Genomic DNA, 20,429 nt, shown 5'->3' with positions numbered 1-20,429 from the left:
CCCCACAGCGCTTAAAACAAGGTTGATTCGCGTTGAAATTGCACAATGCGAAAGATTTGGAGACGGTGGGCGCGTAAATCGAGGAAGGCAGCTTCCGCCGGGGGCGTATTTCCGCAACCTGCTAGGCATCGTCACAGGGTTGACGCAGAGGACCCCTGAGCTTCTCGCAAAAGAAATTGCGCGGTGTCGTGAAATGACAGACAAGCCGTTTGGCGTGAATCTGACATTCCTGCCGTCCTTTACCTCACCGCCGTATCCGGAATACATCGCTGCCATCGCGGAAGGCGGCGTTCGTATTGTGGAGACTGCTGGTCGTAGCCCCGAGGAGCACATGCCAGCCCTGAAAGCTGCAGGGATCAAGGTAATCCATAAGTGCACGTCAGTTCGACACGCGCTTAAAGCAGAACGCATTGGTTGCGATGCGGTCAGTGTGGACGGCTTTGAATGCGGTGGACACCCGGGCGAAGACGATATCCCGAACATGATTTTACTCCCGCGCGCGGCTCAGGAACTAAAGATCCCATTCGTGGCTTCGGGTGGCATGGCCGATGGTCGCGGCCTGGTTGCAGCCCTCGCGCTCGGCGCGGACGGCATCAACATGGGCACGCGTTTCGTCGCGACGAAAGAAGCTCCCGTACACGAAAATGTCAAGAAAGCGATCGTAGAAGCAACGGAGCTTGACACAAAGCTGGTCATGCGCGGCCTCAAGAACACCGAGCGCGTGCTCAAGAACGCTGGCGTTGATCGTCTAATCCAAATCGAACGCGAGATGGGGGACGAGCTGCAAATTAGTGACATTCTCGATCAGGTTGCTGGCGTGTACCCGAAGGTGATGGTTGAAGGTCAGATGGACGCGGGCGCATGGAGCTGCGGCATGGTCGTTGGTTTGATTAACGACATACCGACCGTCAAGGAGTTGATTGACCAAATTGTGTCAGACGCTGAAAAATTGATACGCGACCGTCTCTCGGGTTTCCTCCAACCGTCGGTGCAGCGGAACTCATTGGAGACGGTTTGATCCGGCAATGGAAATTGAGCACCTGCTTTCGTTACATTGAAGCGACGCAACTTGAGCCGCGAGGATTCTCATAGGGTGACTCAGTCATGTGCGACTGGTGGGGAAGATTTTGTCCGCATTGCGGGGCGATCGCGCATCGGGAATACGTGTTCTGTCTAGCGATAGCGACGCCCCGTATAATGCGACTTCCGCGAGTCGCATTATTGGTATTGGTTTGCTAGATGATTGAAAGATCTGGGTAATCGGTGTTGCCACGCTCTATTCACCTCATTTGTTGCCTGATAGCGAGTGAAAATGAGAGGTTTAACATGTCGCGGTCGTATTTACGAGCTCAAATTGAGCTCGTGCGGATACTAATCGCGTTTGCGGTGTGCTGATCGGGTATCCTTAATGTCGAGGTTTGTTGTCAATCGATTGTGAAACGCTGTATCAATCCTAGTGCTGGTGTTTAATGAGGTCATTGCCGTAACGCAGCAATACGGTCATCTCTGCAGGCGTATGGCAATTTGGGCAGCAATTCGCCAGCGCAGCGTTGCGATCGAGTCAGATACGTGTCGCTGCATGCGCTGGGGAGCCAGGAGGGATGTAGTCTTCGGGTAAGGTAAGTGCGCGACCTATTTCGGAGTTCTTTTACTGCATCCTTCCCACGAGGCCAGCAGTAAAGTGGCGGTCGGAACGAAACACAAGACCCCGAATCACGGTTTCCGCTTCTCTGCGGAGATCATCAGTTGCGCGGTGCGATGGTACTGCGTGTTCAACTGACTCAAGCACATGGTTGGTGGGTGCGTGCCGTCGCCGTGTTGCCGGAAACAGGTTTCCATTCAGCGATCTGGCACGCTACCATGGTGCACTTCAGTTACCGCAATCGCGACTCGTGTTGCTGACGCAGGTCTTTTCGAAGTATTTTACCGACTGCGGATTTCGGGAGAGACGTTACCATCGAAATGTGACGTGGGATTTTGTAAGCAGCCAGGTTTTTCCGGCAATGGATCATAATTTGCTCAACGGTGACGTCGGCGCACTTGGGCACGACATAGAGGCAAGGGGCTTCCCCTGTCCGTTCGTCGGCGACACCTACGCAGGCGCATTCGTGAACATCGGGCAGCATCATTACGACCGTCTCGATTTCGTTTGGATAGACGTTGAATCCCGAGACCAGGATTAGATCCTTTTTACGGTCGACAAGATGCATGTAGCCGTCCGCGGTCATACTCACTACGTCACCTGTCCTTAACCATCCGTCGGAGGTAAAGGCCTCGTGTGTCGCATCGGCACGATTCCAGTACCCCGCGAACGTTTGAGGGCCTTTGACAAGCAGTTCGCCCGCTTCACCCAGTTCAACTTCCTGACCTTGTGCGTTGACGATTCGCACGTCGGTGGATGGGGCTGGAAGGCCGATCGTGCCACTAGATCCTGGAGGGTTCAGCGAGACTGTTGGTGAGGCTTCGGTGAGTCCATAGCACTCGGTTATGGCCGGCCCACCGGCCTCCGACCAGCGGCGCGCTACGGCGTCTTGCACGGGAGCGCCTGCTCCGAAGACGAGTCTCGTCCGAGAAAAATCGATTTCTCCGAAATCGGCGGCGCTAGCCAATGAATTAAAAAGCGTATTCACACCCAGGAACATCTCGAATGGTTCCCGGCACATTTCGCCTACGACGGTCTGCACATCTCGTGGATCCACGATTAAGCGATTCTTCATGCCGATGCATATGGCTGCGAATGTCATGGCAAGGGGATAAATATGATACAGAGGCAGAGGTGTGACGACGGACGGCGCGCCGCCCTCCAGCAACGTGCGGTATCCAGCGAGTATTTGTGACACGCTTGCGGCCATACTGCGTTGCGTCAACATGGCTCCTTTTGAGACGCCTGTTGTACCGGATGTGTATTGAAGAAAAGAGATGTCCGTCGGTTCTACCTTTGTTGCGTCAATCGGAACTTGGCGACCCGCTTCCAATGCGGCAGCTAGGTCGATCTCTAGTTCCTGGCCGGGAGAAGCACCGCGGGAAACGAGCGTAGCGTTCGCGGCAGACGAATCTAGCCGACGAGCTACTTCGCGAAGCCCCACTGGCGGTGCAATTACGATACGGCGGATGGTTGGCTGCGGCAATGCCTCTCTTAGGATGGGCAAGAACGCTTCCGCAACGACCACGCAGGCGGCGCCAGAGTCGCTGAGTTGCTGTGCTAGCTCTCGTGGTGTATAGAGCGGGTTGACGGCAGCAACGATGAAACCCGCGCGAAGCGTGGCGGTCATCGCAACAAGGAACGGTAGGCCGTTCGGGAGCACGAGCGCGACGCGATCACCTTTTGTTAGTCCCGACTGTTGCAGGAAAGCTGCGAAATACGTTGACAGTCGATTCAGGTCCGCATAAGTCAGCATTTCCCCGAGGCATGTGGCGACGGTGCGTTCTGCGTATCGTGCGAACGAGCGTTCCAGCATAGAATTTAAGGTTTCGTGGTCGTCGAGCGAAATCTCGCGTGGTACATACGGGGGGTAAGAGCGGTGCCAACGTGTCTTGTCCATGTGATTCCCTCTGCTTGTGTGGTGTTCTTGGGGCGTCTCACGCAATTTAAGTCGCTGCGCACGACCAGTTGATGAACGATGGTTAAGTAAACGAAAATTATGTTATGGACTTGGGTTATGTCAATAGGGTTACCCCGAATGCTGACAACCACTAGCGTGAAAGCTAAAGGTATGCGTCTGTCAGCTAAAGCAACTCTTGCGTCGCCTTTGCTTGACATCGCGTGAACGGATCCGTACCATAAATTAACGGTCGTTTATCTATGGTGCCGATGCGGTTCACCGGGCAGTCGGTTCTACCTGTTGCGGCAGAGTCGTCTGGCATCAGTGCGCGCGATCTGGCGTTGCGTTGGAAGAGGCCTTCCGAGTAAGGGGCGGTGTCTGGAAGCCGCGAACCGCCGTCTGCCGGTGAACTGTTCAGTGAGGCCGGAAAACCGGTCGGGTTAATCGGTTGGGGGTATGTGGGGTGCTCACGCTGTCCTAACTGGACGTCCGCTTCCTCTCATGGTTTCGCCGCAGTTGGTTGTCGGAAGTCCGAAGGTTATCTGTTCTCGGTGTCCCTCTTCAGGCGCGGTGGTACCGAGGCTGCCGGCTCCATGAAAGAGCCTGGGATTTTCTGCCATCGAATGGGTAATGCCCTTGGAATCAAAGACTGAGTTACGTAGTCTGAATCCTGCTTGGATGAATCGTGATATCGACGGAGCACCTCAGCAAGTTTGGATGGTTATGTTAGTGCCGCCTACAGTATTGTATTGAAAAACAATCGCTTATTAATAAGGAGACGCTGGAATGTCCGGTTACACCGCACCGCTGCGCGATCTGCAGTTTGTCATGAAGGAGCTATTGCCGGCTCTGCCGTTTAAGGCTGCAGGCGAGGATGAAGCTGACTGGGAAACGGTCGGGCAGGTACTGACGGCGGCCGGGCAGTTTGCGGAAGAGGTAATCGCACCTCTTAATCGTGTGGGGGACGTGAGCGGATGCACGATGCCTATGCCGGGCGTAGTCAAGACGCCGCCCGGGTATCGAGAGGCGTACGCACAATTTCGTGAGAACGGCTGGGCGGGACTGGCGTGCAGTCCCGGGTATGGTGGTCTTGGCATGTCGGGCGTCGTCGAAGTGGCCGTTGAGGAGATTCTCGGCGGCGCCAATATGGCATGGACGTCGTACCCGGCCATGTCGCATGCGACGTATGTCAACGTCGAGGCCAACGCATCGCCAGAGCTGAAGGCGATCTATCTGCCGAAGCTGGCTACAGGCGAGTGGGCAGGGACGATGTGCCTGACGGAGCCGAACGCAGGCACCGACCTTGGGTTGCTGCGTACCCGGGCGGAACCGCAAGCGGATGGTTCGTGCGTCATTACGGGAACAAAGATCTTTATCTCGGGAGGGGAGCAAGACCTTACCGAAAATATCGTGCACCTCGTCCTTGCCAGGCTGCCCAATGCGCCGTCCGGGGTAAAGGGCATTTCTCTGTTCGTTGTCCCGAAGTTCCTGCCCAACGCGGACGGTTCGGTTGGGCAACGAAACCCGGTGACCTGCGGCTCCATCGAGGAGAAGATGGGAATCCACGGGAATAGCACGTGTACCATCAACTTTGACGGGGCGCGGGGGTGGCTAGTTGGTGAGCCGAACAAGGGTCTGGCCGGTATGTTCGTTCAGATGAACTACATGCGAGTTTTGGTGGGGGTTGTTGGCACTGGTGTCGCGGAGGCGGCGTATCAAAAGGCCCTGAACTACGCACGAGAGAGATTGCAGGGGCGGACGCCCGTGCGCCAGGCAGACGGCGCTGCGGAGGCGATTGTCAGGCACGCGGACGTGCGGCGCATGCTCGCCACGCAAAAGGCGAGAATCGAAGGCATGAGGGCGCTCGCGTTGTGGGCCGCGCGTCTTGCCGATGTGCAGCGTGAGCAACCCGGCGATGTCACGGGGCGTGTGGCTGGAGAACATCTGTCTCTGCTGACTCCGGTGATCAAGGCATTGGGCAGTGACCTCGCCATGGATTCGACGCTCCTCGCAATGCAGGTTTTCGGTGGACACGGGTATATCCGTGAGAACGGCGTCGAACAGCATGCACGCGACGTCCGGATCATCGCACTTTACGAGGGAACAAACGGGGTCCAGGCGATGGATCTCCTGGGCCGGAAGGTAGTCGGGGATGGCGGGGCCCGTATGTCGAGTCTCCTCGGTCTGGTATGTCAGTTTGTCGAGGAGAACACGGCGAGCAAGGAACTGCAGGAGTTCGTCGGCCCACTAGCCGATCTTTTCCAGCGCGCTACTAAAGCGACCGCATTGCTTGTTGATATGTGCCGGGACGATCCGGATGTCGCCGGAGCGAATGCGACGGCATACCTGCGGCTTGTGGGGCACGTTCTTCTGGCCTGGGTGTGGGCTCATGCAGCGAAGGCCTCGGTCGTCCAGGCCGCCGCAGGCGACGCATTTTATGCTTCAAAGGTGGCCACAGCGCGCTTCTACTACCAACGTTTGCTTCCCGAGCACCTCGCACTGTGCAGTGAACTCAGCTCGGGTTCTGCTGCAGCCATGGATCCGGCATTGGGTCTTGACTGATAAGGAATACAACTGGCAAACACTTCCGCAGAGCCGGTTGCGCTGCACTTTGTCGACGGAGTGCGCTTGGCTGTCGCAGGCTGCAATGCGGAAGTCGTCGAAACTGCTGCTGTCACTACAACCTAAGGAAAGCACAACCGATGCAATCCTTTAGTTCTGTTCCTCGGCAGCACCAAGCCGATATCGAGCGCTCCGAGCTCGGGAAGCCGTTTGATGAGCGCTGCGGTGCTCGATGCGTATATGTCGTTTCTGTCCAGTCAGCGACGAAATTGCCGAACGCATCCGCTCTAACGACGATCATGACGCGCGCCGCTTATGCGATCCTTAGGACAGTCTCCTACTCTGAGTCGCTTGCGGGCATTCGCCAGGCGGCCAATCTGTTCGCTTCGATCGGCGGGGTGGGGTGCAGTGTTGCCTAGCTCTGCAGGCGGCGTCTGTAGTTCAACGCTGCAGCATTAGCACATGCATGATTAGCGGCTCTGTCGCAGTAGCGCGAGCACGTAGAATGGGTCGGATCGGAACGCGCGAGCACGCATGATGGCAAAGACGAAGACGCCCCGCAAGACACTGCCCGCCGGGATTGGCAAGGTACTGAAGCGGTTGCACTATCCGCTGGACGCGATCCTGCTGTGCGTGCGCTGGTACGTGGCGTACTCGCTGAGTCTGCGCGACCTGGAGGAGATGATTGTCGAGCGCGGCTTCGAGTTCGATCATTCGACCGTTTATCGGTGGGTCATCAAGCTCGTGCCGCTGTTTGAAAAAGCGTTTCTCAGGCACAAGCTACGAAGAATGGCGGTACGCTGTATGTCCTGCAGGCACGTCCACCAGCGATCATCGCCCTGTTGCCGGACGGTTCACACGAGGTCGTTATCGCGAATCTTACGCGCACGCCCGACGGGATCAAGGTTGATGCTGAAAACCAGGTGGTGTACTGGACTAACATGGGAACTGGCATTCATCTGGTCGACAGCGATCCGGCTTCCGGCGCAGTTCCCCCGAACGACGGAACGATCGAAAGCGCGAAGGCGGATGGAAAGGAGCATTGTGTGCTGGTGCCCTCCGGTCTCGCCGGAGCGCCCAAGGAACTGGCGCTGGACAAGGAGGGCGGTCATCTCTATTGGTGCGATCGCGAAGGCATGCGGGTCATGCGCGCGCGGCTGGACGGTACGGAGGTGACAGAACTCGTCCGCACCGGGCGTTTCCCGGAACATACGGGCGACGCGACCCGCCATTGCGTAGGCATCGCATTGGATAAGGCGAACGGATGCGTCTATTGGTCTCAAAAGGACCGCCGGATGCCGGAGAAGGCCGCATCTTCAGGGCTGGCATTGAGCTGCCGCTTGGTGCGACAGCCGATCAGCGCCCGGATGTCGAATGTTTGCTGGCCGATCTACCCGAACCGATCGATCTCGATATCAAATCACCGCGATGTTAGCGCCGGTGTAAATCCGACACTAAACGACGGCGTCATGGAATTGAGCCGTTAAGCGACCGGGGATTGCCAGGCGATGTTCAGGGAAGGTTCCGCCGGGCATTGATGACGCTTTGCGCGGCGTAAGGAGCCCGTAGGGCGAGTGCAGACGCGCAAAGCGCGGTGAAGGATGACGGTGCGCAGCGGTTGCGGTAGAAAGGCATACCGCCGAAGAAACTACCGGCGCGACACCGGTCAAACCGCCAAGTTCACCCCGGGGCCGCGCCACACAGGACATATGCAAGGCATGGGGCCAGGCACAGGCACACGTGCAGCCGCAGTATTCCACGGCTGGTGGTCCCTGTCGATACGACCTGCCTTCGGCGTTCCATGGGGACCGCCGATGCAGCCCACGGGCCGCTTCTTTCTGTGCGCCCGCTGTCGGGCGCAGGTGTTCATTTGTCGCCGCTGTGATCGCGGCCAGATCTATTGCGCCAACGGCTGTGCCCAGGCGGCTCGCCGCGCCAGTCTGCGCGAAGCGGCCCAGCGTTACCAGCACTCTCGCCGTGGACGTCTTGCCCATGCGCAGCGCGCCCGACGTTACCGGGCACGACTCAATAAAGTGACGCATCACGGTTCACCAGCGACGGCGCCCAGTGCTCTACTGCCTGCGGACTCGATGCGCGCTGCTGTGGCTCAGCATTGCGTCACGGCATCGGTGCCGGCGGCGACGCATTGCCACCTATGCGGCAATGCGTGTTCGCCGTTCGTACGCCTTGGCCCGCTGCGCCGTCGAGCTCTCCATTCCATCTACCGATTGAGGGGAGGCTCTAAAGGTGACGATTGACGCTGAACTCGAAGCCCATATCCTGCGGCTCTATCATGTCGAGAAGTGGCGCTGCGGCACCATCGCGCGGCAACTGCACGTGCATCGCGACACCGTCAAACGGGTGCTCGCACAGGCAGGGCTGCCTCGTCATGGACCGGCGCCACGCTCTTCGATGATCGAGCCATATCTGCCGTTCATCCGCCAGACGCTGGAGAAGTATCCAACGCTCACTGCCAGCCGCCTCTACGGCATGGTGCGCGAGCGCGGCTATCAGGGCGGCCCTACGCACTTCCGGCATCTGATCTCGCTGCACCGGCCACGGCCGCTGGCCGAAGCGTACCTGCGGCTGCGCACCTTGCCCGGTGAACAGATGCAATGCGACTGGGGGCACTTCGGTCACTTGCAGATCGGTCGTGCACGCCGGCCCTTGATGGCCTTCGTGATGGTGCTCTCGTACTCGCGCGATCTGTATCTGCGCTTCTTCTTCGACGCGCGCATGGAGAACTTCCTGCGCGGTCATATCGGTGCATTCACGCGCTGGGGCGGGCTCGGCAGGGTGATTCTCTACGACAACCTCAAGAGCGCCGTGCTCGAACGCCAAGGGGATGCCATTCGTTTCCATCCGACGCTGCTCGCCTTCGCCGCGCACTATCGCTTCGAGCCCAGACCGGTAGCGATTGCGCGCGGCAACGAGAAGGGCCGCGTCGAACGCGCGATTCGTCATGTCCGCGACGCGTTCTTCGCGGCCAGGCAGTTCACCGATCTGGACGATCTGAATGCGCAAGCCGAACACTGGTGCCGCACGCAGGCAGCCGATCGCCCCTGTCCGGAGGATCGGACGATCAGTGTGCGTCAAGCGTTTGCCCAGGAGCAGCCGACGTTGCTCGCGCTACCGGAGAATCCGTATCCCGTCGAGGAAACGCTCGCCGTCAAAGTCGGCAAGACGCCCTACGTGCGCTTCGATCTGAACGACTACTCGATCCCGCACACGCACGTGCGACGCACGCTCACGGTACGCGCCGATCTCGAGCAGGTACGCGTGCTCGACGGCGCTGAAGTCATAGCGCACCACGTTCGCAGTTTCGATCGCGGCGCGCAAATCGAAGAGCCTGTTCACATCGAGACGCTCATCGGCATCAAACGCGAGGCCCGTCATCATCGCGGCATGGATCGCCTGGCTAAGGCAGCACCGGCCAGTCAGGATCTGCTGCGCCGCGCGGCTGAACGCAATGCGAATCTGGGCACCATCACGGCGGCGTTGCTGCGTCTGCTCGAACGATACGGCGCCGCGCAATTGCAGGCCGCAATCGGAGATGCGCTCGAGAGCGGCGTACCGCACCCGAACGCCGTGCGCCTGGCGCTGGAGCGCCGCCGCGAAGAGCAGCAGCTACCGCCGCCGCTTGCCGTGTGTCTGCCGCCGCACGTGCGCCAGAAGGACACGCCGGTTCGACCACACCGGCTCGACACCTACGACCAACTTGCCGGAGGCTCCGATGATCTCGCTTGAATCATTGCGTACGCGCGCGCAGGAATTACGCTTGCATGGGCTGTTGGCCCACTGGCCGGAAGTCGCGCATGAGCCGTGGGTCGCCCCGCTCGTGCAGTGGGAAGAAGACGAGCGAGCCCGTCGCTCGCTCGAGCGGCGCATCAAGGAAGCGCATCTGGGCGGCTTCAAAGCCTTGTGCGACTTCGATTGGGCTTGGCCGTCACGATGCGATCGCGGCGCTATCGAAGAGCTGATGACGCTCGGGTTCATGAAGGACGCCGCCAACGTTGTGCTCATCGGCCCCAACGGCGTGGGCAAGTCGACGCTAGCGAAGAACATCGCGCATCAGGCGCTCGTGCATGGGCACACGGTCCTGTTCACCACCGCCGGCAACATGCTGGGCGAACTGGCCGCGCGCGATAGCGATTCAACGTTGCGCCGGCGCTTGCGTCGCTATGCTGCCCCCGACGTCCTTGTAATCGACGAGGTCGGCTACCTCTCGTACTCGAATCGCCATGCGGATCTGCTGTTCGAACTGATCAGCCGCAGATACCAGAACAACAGCACGATCGTGACATCGAATCGACCGTTCGCCGAATGGCATGAAGTGTTCCCGAACGCCGCTTGCGTCGTCTCGCTCGTCGATCGCCTCGTGCATCTGGCCGAGGTCATCTCGATCGAAGGCGAATCGTACCGCTTGAAGGAAGCCCGCGAGCGGGCTGACAAACGCGCCCGCCACCGCAGTCCCGGCAGATCGGCAAAGGCAGGCGAGACCTCATGAAAGCCCCGCTGTTGCCTTCCGGCCGAACGCGCGGCTTGAGCTTCGTCGTGCCCGACGACTGGACGCCCGAGCAGGCGCTCGCCGTGTTCGAACTGCTCGACGACCTGCGTGAAGTGATCTGCGCCCGCTATCTGCCCGACATGCAGCGGGTCCTGCGTGAAGACCGCCGGCAACACGAGCTACCGCTCAACGAGCGCGATCCGCCGTTCTGATCGATGTCATTGACGACGAAGGGGCCTGCGCGGCCCCTTTGTTCTTGAGTGATTCGCTCAACCTTGCGTCGTCGTTTAACGTCGGATTTACACCGGCGCTAACACGCGATGGCGTACTGTACTGGACTGACCGTGGCGACGATACGTGTAACGGAAATACACTAAATCGCGCAAAAATCACGGCGTCCGGACTGGTCGATCACCAGGTGGTCGCAAGGGGACTGGAGGAAGGCATCGGCGTGTCTCTGGACGCACGAGGGCGCCGCGCATCTGTGACCGATCTGGGCGGCAACGTCCGCGAGCTGAACATCGATACGAAGCAAGAGTCGCATTTCACTACAGTTGCTCATCTGGGTGTGCTGACTGGTATCGACTACGCCGACATCCAGGTCTGATCCCGTGGGGGCTGAAGCCGTTTGGCGCAGTGCTGCCGGGAGTTGCGCCGGGACCTTCGAGGTCGTGAAGGTGTGCGTCCCGTGGCGGACCACACGCTGGAGCTTTGGCGAAGTTGTGTTCGACTATTTCAACGGATGTTGATCGCTGCGCCACGGCGACGACGGGAAATATCTCACCCGCTCGGTGCGCACTTCGGCAAGCGTCGCCGGGTTTTTTTCAAGTTGACGTACGTAGACTGCACACGTTAGATAACCGTAGTGATCCTGACTAAATCGCTTTGCGGATTGCGGCGGCTCCAGTCCAGCCATACCACGTGGCGAAGCGTTCATGGAGTGCCGTACGATGACTTGCCACGATCGCGCGGGCTCAGGCTGAACCGGAAATACCAGCGAACCGCGCAGCTGGTGACGACGGCAGGGAAGCGGTGACCGTGATCACCGATTTCGTTTTCTTCATCGCTGCATTCTACCGCGACCCCTGCGTCAACCTGACAGATCCTTTAGCCGCTGGGCAACCATCTCCACCCTTCCCGAAACCGCTACGGGATCCGCTGATAGGGTAGGTAACGCGGCATCCAGACCTTGCTGCGAATCAGGCCTTCTATCTCGTCGGTATTCACCCCTTGGGTCAGACCTTCATTGTGAGCCTGCAGCGCCACCGCAAGGGCGACCGTGAACGACACGTCACGCAATGACGAGACCGGTGGCAACAGGTTCTTGCTGGCATCGCTGCGTGACGGCGACGCCGCAGCGAGCGCTTTCGCGGCCGCCATGAACATCTGGTCGGTTACCCGTGACGCTTTGACCGCGATTGCACCGAGACCCACGCCTGGGAAGATGTAGGAGTTATTGGTCTGATCGACCTTGAATTTCGCGCCGTTGCGATCGAGCGGCGGAAACGGACTGCCTGTGCCAATGACCGCCCGGCCCTCGGTCCAGGCTTCCAAATCGGTGGGCGTGGCTTCCGCGCGCGAGGTGGGATTGGAAAGCGGGAATATCACAGGGCGCGCGTTGTTTGCGGCCATGGCGCGAACAACGGCTTCGGAGAAAGCACCGGCCTGGCCCGACACGCCGATCAACACGGTTGGCCTGGCATTGCGTACGACGTCGAGCAGCCCGATCCGGTCTGGATGATCGAGCGTCCAGTTGGCGATGGCCACCTTATCCTGCAGGAACGGTTGCTGGAACGATGCGATGCCATCCATCCCGTCTACCAGGAGCCCGTCGCGATCGACCATGAAAAAGCGCCTGTCAGCTTCGCTCTCAGGCAGGCCCGCATCAATCATCGCTTTGCGAATCAGGCTCGCAATCCCGCAGCCTGCCGAGCCCGCACCCATCACGGCAATGCGCTGCTCCGTGAGTGGCACGCCCGTCACGTTGACGGCGGACAGGAGCGTGCCTGTCGCCACTGCGGCCGTGCCCTGCACATCGTCATTAAAGGTACATAGACGGTCGCGATAGCGTTCGAGCATGCGCGTCGCGTTGTTCTTGGCGAAATCCTCCCACTGCAGCAAGACGTGGGGCCAACGCTTCGTGACGGCTGTCACGAAGGCTTCGACAAAGTCGTCGTATTCCTCGCCGCGAACGCGCTCGTGACGCCAGCCTATGTAAAGCGGATCGCTCAGACAATCCGGGTTGTCGGTGCCGACATCGAGCATGATCGGCAGCGTCGTCGCGGGATGCAGGCCGCCACATCCCGTGTAGAGCGCCAGTTTCCCGATCGGGATGCCCATGCCGCCCGCACCCTGATCGCCGAGGCCAAGGATGCGCTCGCCGTCCGTCACCACGATGGCTTCAACGTTGTCAAAGCGGGCGTGCGCGAGGATCGACTCTATCCGCTTCTTGTGCGGCAGGCTCAGAAAGAGGCCACGCGGCTTGCGGAACAGGCGGCTGAACTGCTGGCAGCCGGCGCCGACGGTCGGTGTATAGACCACCGGCAGAAGTTCTTCGAGATTCTGCACGAGCATGGCGAAAAACAACGTCTCGTTGGTGTCCTGCAGATCGCGCAGAAATGCGAAGCGTTCGACGTCCGTCGCGAAGCTGCGCAGCACCTGGAGGCGGCGCGACACCTGTTCTTCGAGTGTGCCGATATTGGGCGGCAAGAGCCCGAGCAGATCGAACGTGTTGCGCTCCGATTCGGTGAACGCAGTGCCCTTGTTCAGGAGCGGGTCGGCAAGCAGTTCGTAACCGGAAAGTGAAGTATCGAGGAAGGCTTTTGCTGCGTCGGGGGAGGACACATCTGACATGGAAACCTCGTGCAGGGATTGGGGCCGTTGGGTACGCAGCATCAAACCGCGCGGCGAACTATCAGTTCCTTGATCTTGCCGATCGCCTTCGTCGGGTTCAGGCCCTTCGGGCAAACGTCGACGCAGTTCATGATTGTGTGGCAACGGAACAGACGGTAAGGATCTTCCAGGTTGTCGAGGCGCTCGCCTGTCGCCTGGTCGCGGCTGTCCGCGATGAAGCGATAGGCCTGCAGGAGACCTGCGGGACCGACGAACTTGTCCGGATTCCACCAGAAGCTCGGGCACGAGGTCGAGCAGCTTGCACACAGAATACACTCGTACAGGCCGTCGAGTTCGTCGCGCTCTTCCGGCGACTGTAGACGTTCTTTTTCCGGCGGCGGCGTGTCGTTGATCAGGTACGGCTTGATCGAATAATACTGGTTGAAGAACTGCGTGAAGTCGCAGATCAGGTCGCGCACGACGGGCAGGCCCGGCAGCGGACGCAGCACGATCTTCTGCGGCAGGTCGTTCAGGTTCGTGAGACAGGAGAGGCCGTTCTTGCCGTTGATGTTCATCGCGTCCGAACCGCACACGCCTTCACGGCACGAACGGCGGAACGCGAGCGATTCATCGAGAGCCTTCAGCTTGACGATCGCGTCGAGCAGCATGCGCTCGTGCGTGATTTCCAGCTCGTACGTCTGCATGTGCGGCGCTGCGTCCTTGTCTGGGTCATAGCGGTAGATTTCGAAGGTGCGTTTTGCCATGGTCGTTTCCTTTAATTCCTCGACTAGAAGGTGCGCGGCTTGGGGGGAACCGCTGTAACGGTAAGCGGTTGCATCTGAACCGGCTTGTAGTCGAGACGATCGCCATCGCTGTACCACAGCGTATGGCGCAACCAGTTTTCGTCGTCGCGCTGTTTGTGTTCGCTCGGCGCATGCGCGCCTCGGCTTTCCTTGCGAGCTTCGGCCGAAACCATCGTGGCGCGTGCCACCTCTATCATGTTTGCCAGTTCCAGCGCTTCGACGCGCGCTGTGTTGAACACCTTCGACTTGTCCTTCAGATGCACGTCATTGACACGCTCGGCAACTTCCTTAATGTTGCTGACGCCTTCAGCCATGAGCTGCTCCGTGCGGAACACGCCGGCATGCTTTTGCATCGTCGAACGGATGTCACCTGCGACCGCCTGCGAGTATTCACCCGAAGTCGATTTTTCCAGCCTGTCCAGACGCGACAGTGCGAAATCCGCGGCGTCGGCCGGCAGCGGCTTGTGTTCCTTGATTTCCTTGACGTGCTTGACGATGTGATTGCCGGCCGCGCGGCCGAACACCACGAGGTCGAGCAGCGAGTTCGTGCCCAGACGGTTCGCGCCATGCACCGAGACGCACGAGCATTCACCCACAGCGTAAAAGCCGTTGACCGGATCCTTGTGGCCCTTCGACGTGCCGACCACCTGGCCGTTGATGTTCGTCGGAATACCGCCCATCTGGTAGTGGATGGTCGGCACGACCGGGATCGGTGCCTTGATGGGATCGACGTTCGCAAACCGGATCGCGATTTCCCGAATCGACGGCAGACGTTTCATGATCGTCTCGGCGCCGATGTGCGACAGGTCGAGGAGGATGTGATCCTTGTTCGGACCGACGCCGCGGCCTTCAATGATTTCCTGTCCCATCGAACGCGAAACGAAGTCGCGCGGCGCCAGGTCCTTCAGGGTAGGCGCATAACGCTCCATGAAGCGGTCGCCGTTCGAGTTACGCAGAATGCCGCCTTCGCCGCGCACGCCTTCGGTAATCAGCACGCCCGCACCGGCCACGCCAGTGGGGTGGAATTGCCAGAATTCCATGTCCTGCAGGGCGAAGCCCGCGCGGGCTGCGATGCCGAGGCCGTCACCGGTGTTGATGAACGCGTTGGTCGATGCCGCGAAGATCCGGCCCGCGCCGCCCGTGGCGAACAGCGTGGTCTTGCCTTCGAGGATGTAGACGTCGCCCGTTTCCATTTCGAGCGCGGTCACGCCGAGCACGTCGCCGTCGGCGTCGCGGATCAGGTCGAGCGCCATCCATTCGACGAAGAACGTGGTCTTCGCGGCGACGTTCTGCTGGTACAGCGTGTGCAGCAGCGCGTGGCCGGTACGGTCAGCAGCAGCGCAGGCGCGCTGAACCGGCTTCTCGCCGTAGTTGGCCGTGTGGCCGCCGAACGGGCGCTGGTAGATCGTGCCGTCGGCGTTACGGTCGAACGGCATGCCCATGTGTTCGAGTTCGTACACGGCGTGCGGCGCTTCACGGCACATGAACTCGATCGCGTCCTGGTCGCCGAGCCAGTCGGAGCCCTTGATCGTGTCGTAGAAGTGGTAGTGCCAGTTGTCTTCGCTCATGTTGCCGAGCGAGGCGCCGATGCCGCCCTGCGCCGCCACCGTGTGCGAACGCGTGGGGAACACTTTCGAGAGCACACAAACCGACAGGCCAGCGCGCGCGAGTTGCAGCGAAGCGCGCATCCCCGAGCCGCCAGCACCGACGATGACCACGTCGAACTTGCGACGCGGCAATGAATTCTTGATTGCAGCCATTCTTTTACACTCTCCAGAGAATCTGAGCGGCGTAGCCGAGGCTGCCCAGCAGCCATGCGATCGTGAGGACGTCCAGCGTGATGCGCAGGCCGACCGGCTTGATGTAGTCCATCCAGATGTCACGCACACCGACCCACGCGTGCAGGAACAGCGCGATCAGGGTGACGAACGTCGCGAGCTTCATCCACTGCGCGGCGAAGATCGAGGCCCAGCCGTCATACGAGAAGTCGTGCGCGCCGAAGAACAGGACGAGCAGCACGATCGTGTAGATCGCCATGATCACGGCGGTGGCGCGTTGTGCGATCCAGTCGCGAATGCCGTAGTGAGCGCCGACGACGTGGCGCTTCGGACCGATACCGTTTTTAGCCGACATTTTTTAGAACGCTCCGAAGAGTTTTGCCGCAAAGGCGATCGTGAGGACCGAGGAGATGATCACGACGACGAGGGAGGTCGACTTGCCTTTTTCCTTGCTCACGAGGCCATGGTTGAAGTCCATGCACAGGTGACGCACGCCAGCGCAGAAGTGAAACAGGAACGCCCACCCGAGGACCAGCACGATGAGCTTGACGATGATGTTGGAGAGGAAGCCCTTGAATACCTCGAAGCTAAGCTCCGAAGTGAGGCTCTGGTCCAACAGGAACAAGATCAAAGGCAGGAACAGGAACAACAGCACACCGCTGATACGGTGGCCGATCGACACACGACCGGCCAGAGGCAGGCGGTATGCGAACAATATCTGCCCAAGCCCGATGTTCCGGTATTCCGGCCTCGGTTTCTTTGCGGCTTCTGTCATGGTAGACACCTACTGTGTGTTAGAGACTTCCTGCGGGGCGCAAAAGTCTGGATGCGGCCCGGGATTGGCTAAGTGAATGAATCGGCGCTGCGTAAAGCGGTTTGTGGTAAGGCGTGATGGCAACCTACGTGACAAAACGGTACGCGGCCATCGTCTGCGCTTATCCGTGACTGGCGCCGACAATACTCTCCGTCGGTTTCTCCGCGAATCTCATCAGCAGTCGCTTCGTTCTTTCGTTGAGATGCTCGTCGACTAGATCAATACCCTCGAGTTCCTCGTCCGGCCCTGCACGATGCAAGTTAGGTGAAAAGGGAAGAGACCTCAAATGGACGATGGTGTTGGCGATACCAGACCATCGTATGTTTACTTTCGGTCCGCAAGCGGGGATCGTTGCGTCGAAATGCGCCGGTCGAAAAGGAGTGCGATGGAGAACAAGCTTAAGTGCGTTCATGTCAGTCCCACAGACTTCGGCCTCTGTGTGTCAACCATCGCGACGGGCCCTTCATGTAGTCTCTCGCGGTGGCAAAGTGTGCTGCTTTCATGAAGCCCACAACAAGGCTTCAGCCTACGAATGAATTTAAAGTAAGCGCCGCGCAGTCGCAATTGCACTTTGGGTTACATATGACACGACACTTCGTGCCACGGGTACGAAGGTTTACCTAAACCATTGTGCAATGGACCGATGCCCCTCTCTCAACGTAGAGTAGTTATCGATATTGACGCCTCGCTCTGTCAGGTTGACGCAGGGGTGGCGGTGGAGTGCAGCGATAAAGAAAACGAAGTCGGTGTATCACGGTCACCGCTTCCCTGCCGTCGTCATCATCTGCGCGGTTCGCTGGTATTTCCGGTTCAGCCTGAGCCTGCGCGATCGTGGCAAGTCATCGTACGGCGCTCCAGGAACGCTTCGCCACGTGGTATGGCTGGACTGGATCTGCCGCAATCGGAAAAGAGATTTAATCAGGATGACTACTGTTATCTAATGCGTACAATCTACGGACATCAACTTGACAAAGCCATCCATCGCACTGCTTGCCAACCGGCGCCCTATGATGCACCGATCCCCTTTTTCCCACCGTTGGGCCACGTACCATGTTTTGGTATCGCCAACACCATCGTCCGCTTGAGGCCTCTGCCCTCTTCAATTAACTTGCATCGTGCAGCGCCGGACAAGGAACTCGAGGATGATCTTGGCGACGAGCGGCGCAACATGAGCGCGAAGCGACTGCTGATGGGATTCGCGGAGAAACCGACGGAAAGTATGGTCGGAGCCAGTCACGGGCGGCCGGAGACGATGGTCGCATACCGTTATGTTACTGAGACTGCCATCGCTTTGTACAAACGCATTCACGACGCCACTCGACCCACAGACGCTCACGCAGTTGCAGAAGCAGAGAGTCGGCCGGCTCGACGGATTCGAGGATGGCTATTCGCCCATCGACGCAGCGAACTGGTCCGTATCCGGCGCTACGTCCTGACTTTCAAACGACTCAACAGGGAACACGCATGAATCCGACTCATCCGACCCAGCCCTCGCTCGTGTTCATTCACGGGTTCCTGGACGGCGCCGACGTGTGGGACGACTTGGTCCGGCACCTGGGCGACCAGACGACCGGCGCCCTGCGTGTCGATCTTTCAGGAATGGGCGCACGCGCCGGCGAGCCCGGCCCGTACAGCCTCGAGCGCTTCGCAGCGGACGTCGCGACCCAGGTCCGCGCGCTGTCGCGGCCGGTCGTGCTCGTCGGGCACAGCATGGGTTCGCAGATCGCCGAACTCGTCGCCCAACGACTGGACGAGCAGGTCCGCGGCCTTGTGCTGCTGACGCCGGTGCCGCTACGCGGCGCCGGCCTGCCCGACGACGCGATGCGCCCGTTCCGTGCGCTCGGCAGCAATCCGGCCGCGCAGCGCGAGTTGCGCCGCAATCTGTCGGTCACGCTCGACGGTGCGCAACTCGAACGTCTCGGCCAGCTGGGTGACCGCGTCGATGCCGCGGCGGTCGGCACCTTTGTCGATCTGTGGAACAACGGCCATCCCTCGGGAGCCGAAGCCTCGCGATACCGCGACCCCGTGCTGATTGTTCGCGGTGGCGGCGACGCATTTGTCACCGCCGAGGTGATCTCGTCGGGCGTGACGCCGCGCTTCGAAGCGCCGACCGTCACATCGATCGAGCACGCAGGCCACTGGCCACACGTCGAACAGCCGGAAGCGCTCGCGCGCATCGTCGGTGCGTTTCTCGCGAACCTCGGCGCGGCTTCGCACCTGGCAGGCATGCCGGTCGCGCCGCAAGGATGGACCCGCGCGTTCGAGCACAAGTCGGCGGATGCGTTCGCCGATACGTTCGACCCGAATGTCACGCTCGAAGCGAGCGTGCTCGCTAAACCCGTCGTCGGCAGGGAGCAGGTCAAGACCGTGATGGCCGCGGCCAGCAAGATCTACGAGGCCATCTCGTTCACGCACGAGGCGCGGCACGAACTGCGCGACTACCTCGAATGGAAGGTGCAGGCATTCGGCGGCGAGCAGATGCGCGGGATCACGGTGCTGACGAAGAACGCGCAAGGCAAGATCATTCACGTGGCGATTCATCATCGCCCGCTCGGCGGCGCGTTGAAATTTTCGGCCGAACTCGCTCGTGTCCTGCAAGGACAGGTCGACACAAGCTTCTTCTATCGTGGCGCGTGATCCGCGTGCCCATCCAGAGTCCAGGAGATTGAAATGGTGCAACGCAGTGAGGTGGAATTCGAAGTGGACGGCGGCGTCAAGCTGCGCGGCTGGCTTTTTGTTCCGCAAGGTGAAGGACGGCGGCCCGCGATCACCATGGCACACGGCTACGCCGGCGTGAAGGAGCATGGGCTCGAGCCGTTCGCGCGCTTGTTCGCCGAAGCCGGCTTCGTCGTGCTGCTGCACGATCATCGCGGCTTTGGCGCGAGCGAAGGCACGCCGCGCCAGGACATCGATCCGTGGCGTCAGGTCGCGGACTGGCGACGCGCCATCAGCTTCCTCGAAACGCTCGACGTCGTCGATCCTGCGCGCATCGGCCTCTGGGGCACGAGCTACGCGGGTGGCCACGCGATCGTGCTCGGCGCGACCGACCGGCGCCTGCGCTGCGTCGTCGCGCAGGTGCCGACGATCAGCGGTTACGAACAGGGTCTGCGCCGTATTCCGCCGGAGAGCGTGGCGGTAATCGAGGAAGCGTTCGCCGACGACGATCGCGCACAACTACGCGGCGAGCCGCCCCGGCGTCAGGCGGTCGTCAGTGCCGATCCCGCGACCTCCGCTTCGTATCGCACGAGGGACGCCATCGACTTCTACCTGCAGCCGCTGCCTGACGGCGCATGGGAAAACAACGTCACAGTGCGCTCGACGCGCGCCGCCCGCATGTACGAGCCCGGTCAATGGATCGCACGCGTATCGCCGACGCCGCTCCTGATGGTGGTCGCGACGCGCGACACCATCACGCTGACCGACCTCGAACTCGCAGCCTACGAACGCGCGCTGCAGCCAAAGCGGCTCATTACGATCGAAGGCGGACACTTCGATCCGTATGTGTCGCAACTCCGTCTTTCCAGCGAAGCCGCAATCGAGTGGTTCAAGCAGCACCTCGGCTAACGTTCTCTTTCACGTTCAAGGATTCCT

General features: G+C 60.1%; 17 protein-coding genes and 3 pseudogenes. 12 read left to right on the top strand and 8 right to left on the bottom strand.

The genetic code is table 11. From position 1 onward, the window contains the following. The first annotated feature begins 22 nt into the window (after positions 1-22). Complete coding sequence (locus AB4Y42_RS39540) at positions 23-1,018, top strand: NAD(P)H-dependent flavin oxidoreductase (protein ID WP_368697315.1); 996 nt, start codon at positions 23-25, stop codon at positions 1,016-1,018. Between the two features lie 856 nt (positions 1,019-1,874). Here AB4Y42_RS39540 and AB4Y42_RS39535 read toward each other — a convergent pair. After that, positions 1,875-3,542 (bottom strand): AMP-binding protein, encoded by a 1,668-nt coding sequence (locus AB4Y42_RS39535; protein ID WP_368697310.1) that lies wholly within the window; start codon positions 3,540-3,542, stop codon positions 1,875-1,877. A gap of 786 nt (positions 3,543-4,328) precedes the next feature. Between AB4Y42_RS39535 and AB4Y42_RS39530 the strand changes: the two genes are divergently transcribed. From AB4Y42_RS39530 to AB4Y42_RS39500, 7 genes and pseudogenes are all read left to right on the top strand, one after another. Next, complete coding sequence (locus AB4Y42_RS39530) at positions 4,329-6,104, top strand: acyl-CoA dehydrogenase C-terminal domain-containing protein (protein WP_368697309.1); 1,776 nt, start codon at positions 4,329-4,331, stop codon at positions 6,102-6,104. Positions 6,105-6,638: 534 nt separating this feature from the next. Beyond that, a pseudogene (locus AB4Y42_RS39525) lies at positions 6,639-6,884 on the top strand (IS6 family transposase); the annotation flags it as partial. 62 nt (positions 6,885-6,946) lie between these two features. Then, positions 6,947-7,591: a hypothetical protein gene (locus AB4Y42_RS39520; protein WP_368697316.1), complete on the top strand. Its 645-nt coding sequence runs from the start codon at positions 6,947-6,949 to the stop codon at positions 7,589-7,591. A 760-nt stretch (positions 7,592-8,351) separates the two neighbouring features. Then, entirely contained in the window at positions 8,352-9,851 is a 1,500-nt protein-coding gene (istA, locus tag AB4Y42_RS39515; RefSeq protein WP_342925492.1) for an IS21 family transposase, read from the top strand. Then, positions 9,838-10,611, top strand: coding sequence for an IS21-like element helper ATPase IstB (gene istB, locus AB4Y42_RS39510; RefSeq protein WP_368697308.1), 774 nt, complete (start codon positions 9,838-9,840; stop codon positions 10,609-10,611). The genes istA and istB overlap by 14 nt, the downstream gene beginning before the upstream one ends. Next, positions 10,608-10,823, top strand: a complete 216-nt coding sequence (locus AB4Y42_RS39505; protein WP_342925490.1) for a hypothetical protein — start codon at positions 10,608-10,610, stop codon at positions 10,821-10,823. Before istB ends, AB4Y42_RS39505 begins: the two co-directional genes overlap by 4 nt. 44 nt (positions 10,824-10,867) lie before the next feature. Next, positions 10,868-11,218, top strand: coding sequence for a hypothetical protein (locus AB4Y42_RS39500; RefSeq protein ID WP_368697307.1), 351 nt, complete (start codon positions 10,868-10,870; stop codon positions 11,216-11,218). Between the two features lie 356 nt (positions 11,219-11,574). On the opposite strand, the pseudogene AB4Y42_RS39495 reads toward AB4Y42_RS39500, so the two are convergent. The 7 genes and pseudogenes from AB4Y42_RS39495 to AB4Y42_RS39465 all read right to left on the bottom strand — a co-directional run. After that, positions 11,575-11,675: pseudogene (locus AB4Y42_RS39495) on the bottom strand (IS6 family transposase); the annotation flags it as partial. A gap of 82 nt (positions 11,676-11,757) precedes the next feature. Further along, entirely contained in the window at positions 11,758-13,506 is a 1,749-nt protein-coding gene (locus tag AB4Y42_RS39490; protein ID WP_368697306.1) for an NAD-dependent malic enzyme, read from the bottom strand. Continuing rightward, a complete protein-coding gene (locus AB4Y42_RS39485; RefSeq protein ID WP_368697305.1) occupies positions 13,506-14,207 on the bottom strand; it encodes a succinate dehydrogenase iron-sulfur subunit in 702 nt (233 codons plus the stop codon). Before AB4Y42_RS39485 ends, AB4Y42_RS39490 begins: the two co-directional genes overlap by 1 nt. 23 nt (positions 14,208-14,230) lie before the next feature. After that, entirely contained in the window at positions 14,231-16,006 is a 1,776-nt protein-coding gene (gene sdhA / locus AB4Y42_RS39480; protein WP_368697304.1) for a succinate dehydrogenase flavoprotein subunit, read from the bottom strand. Between the two features lie 4 nt (positions 16,007-16,010). Continuing rightward, positions 16,011-16,379, bottom strand: coding sequence for a succinate dehydrogenase, hydrophobic membrane anchor protein (gene sdhD / locus AB4Y42_RS39475; RefSeq protein WP_368697303.1), 369 nt, complete (start codon positions 16,377-16,379; stop codon positions 16,011-16,013). 3 nt (positions 16,380-16,382) lie between these two features. Then, positions 16,383-16,799, bottom strand: coding sequence for a succinate dehydrogenase, cytochrome b556 subunit (gene sdhC, locus AB4Y42_RS39470; protein WP_368697302.1), 417 nt, complete (start codon positions 16,797-16,799; stop codon positions 16,383-16,385). Positions 16,800-16,959: 160 nt separating this feature from the next. After that, on the bottom strand, positions 16,960-17,250 hold the full coding sequence (locus AB4Y42_RS39465; protein WP_368697301.1) for a transposase DNA-binding-containing protein: 291 nt from the start codon (positions 17,248-17,250) through the stop codon (positions 16,960-16,962). A 316-nt stretch (positions 17,251-17,566) separates the two neighbouring features. Between AB4Y42_RS39465 and AB4Y42_RS39460 the strand changes: the two are divergent. From AB4Y42_RS39460 to AB4Y42_RS39445, 4 genes and pseudogenes are all read left to right on the top strand, one after another. Next, positions 17,567-17,668, top strand: a pseudogene (locus AB4Y42_RS39460) (IS6 family transposase); the annotation flags it as partial. Positions 17,669-17,715: 47 nt separating this feature from the next. Next, a complete protein-coding gene (locus AB4Y42_RS39455) occupies positions 17,716-18,306 on the top strand; it encodes a transposase DNA-binding-containing protein (RefSeq protein ID WP_368697300.1) in 591 nt (196 codons plus the stop codon). Then, positions 18,303-19,475 carry an alpha/beta fold hydrolase gene (locus AB4Y42_RS39450; protein WP_368697299.1) on the top strand — a complete coding sequence of 391 codons (1,173 nt, stop codon included), beginning with the start codon at positions 18,303-18,305 and terminating at the stop codon, positions 19,473-19,475. Before AB4Y42_RS39455 ends, AB4Y42_RS39450 begins: the two co-directional genes overlap by 4 nt. Before the next feature lie 33 nt (positions 19,476-19,508). Next, entirely contained in the window at positions 19,509-20,402 is an 894-nt protein-coding gene (locus AB4Y42_RS39445; RefSeq protein WP_368697298.1) for an alpha/beta hydrolase, read from the top strand. Positions 20,403-20,429: the final 27 nt, after the last annotated feature.

This window comes from Paraburkholderia sp. EG286B (genome assembly GCF_040965655.1).
Taxonomy (GTDB): domain Bacteria; phylum Pseudomonadota; class Gammaproteobacteria; order Burkholderiales; family Burkholderiaceae; genus Paraburkholderia.
Note: the sequence above shows the minus strand (reverse complement) of the source record. Positions and strands in the feature narration are given on the sequence as shown.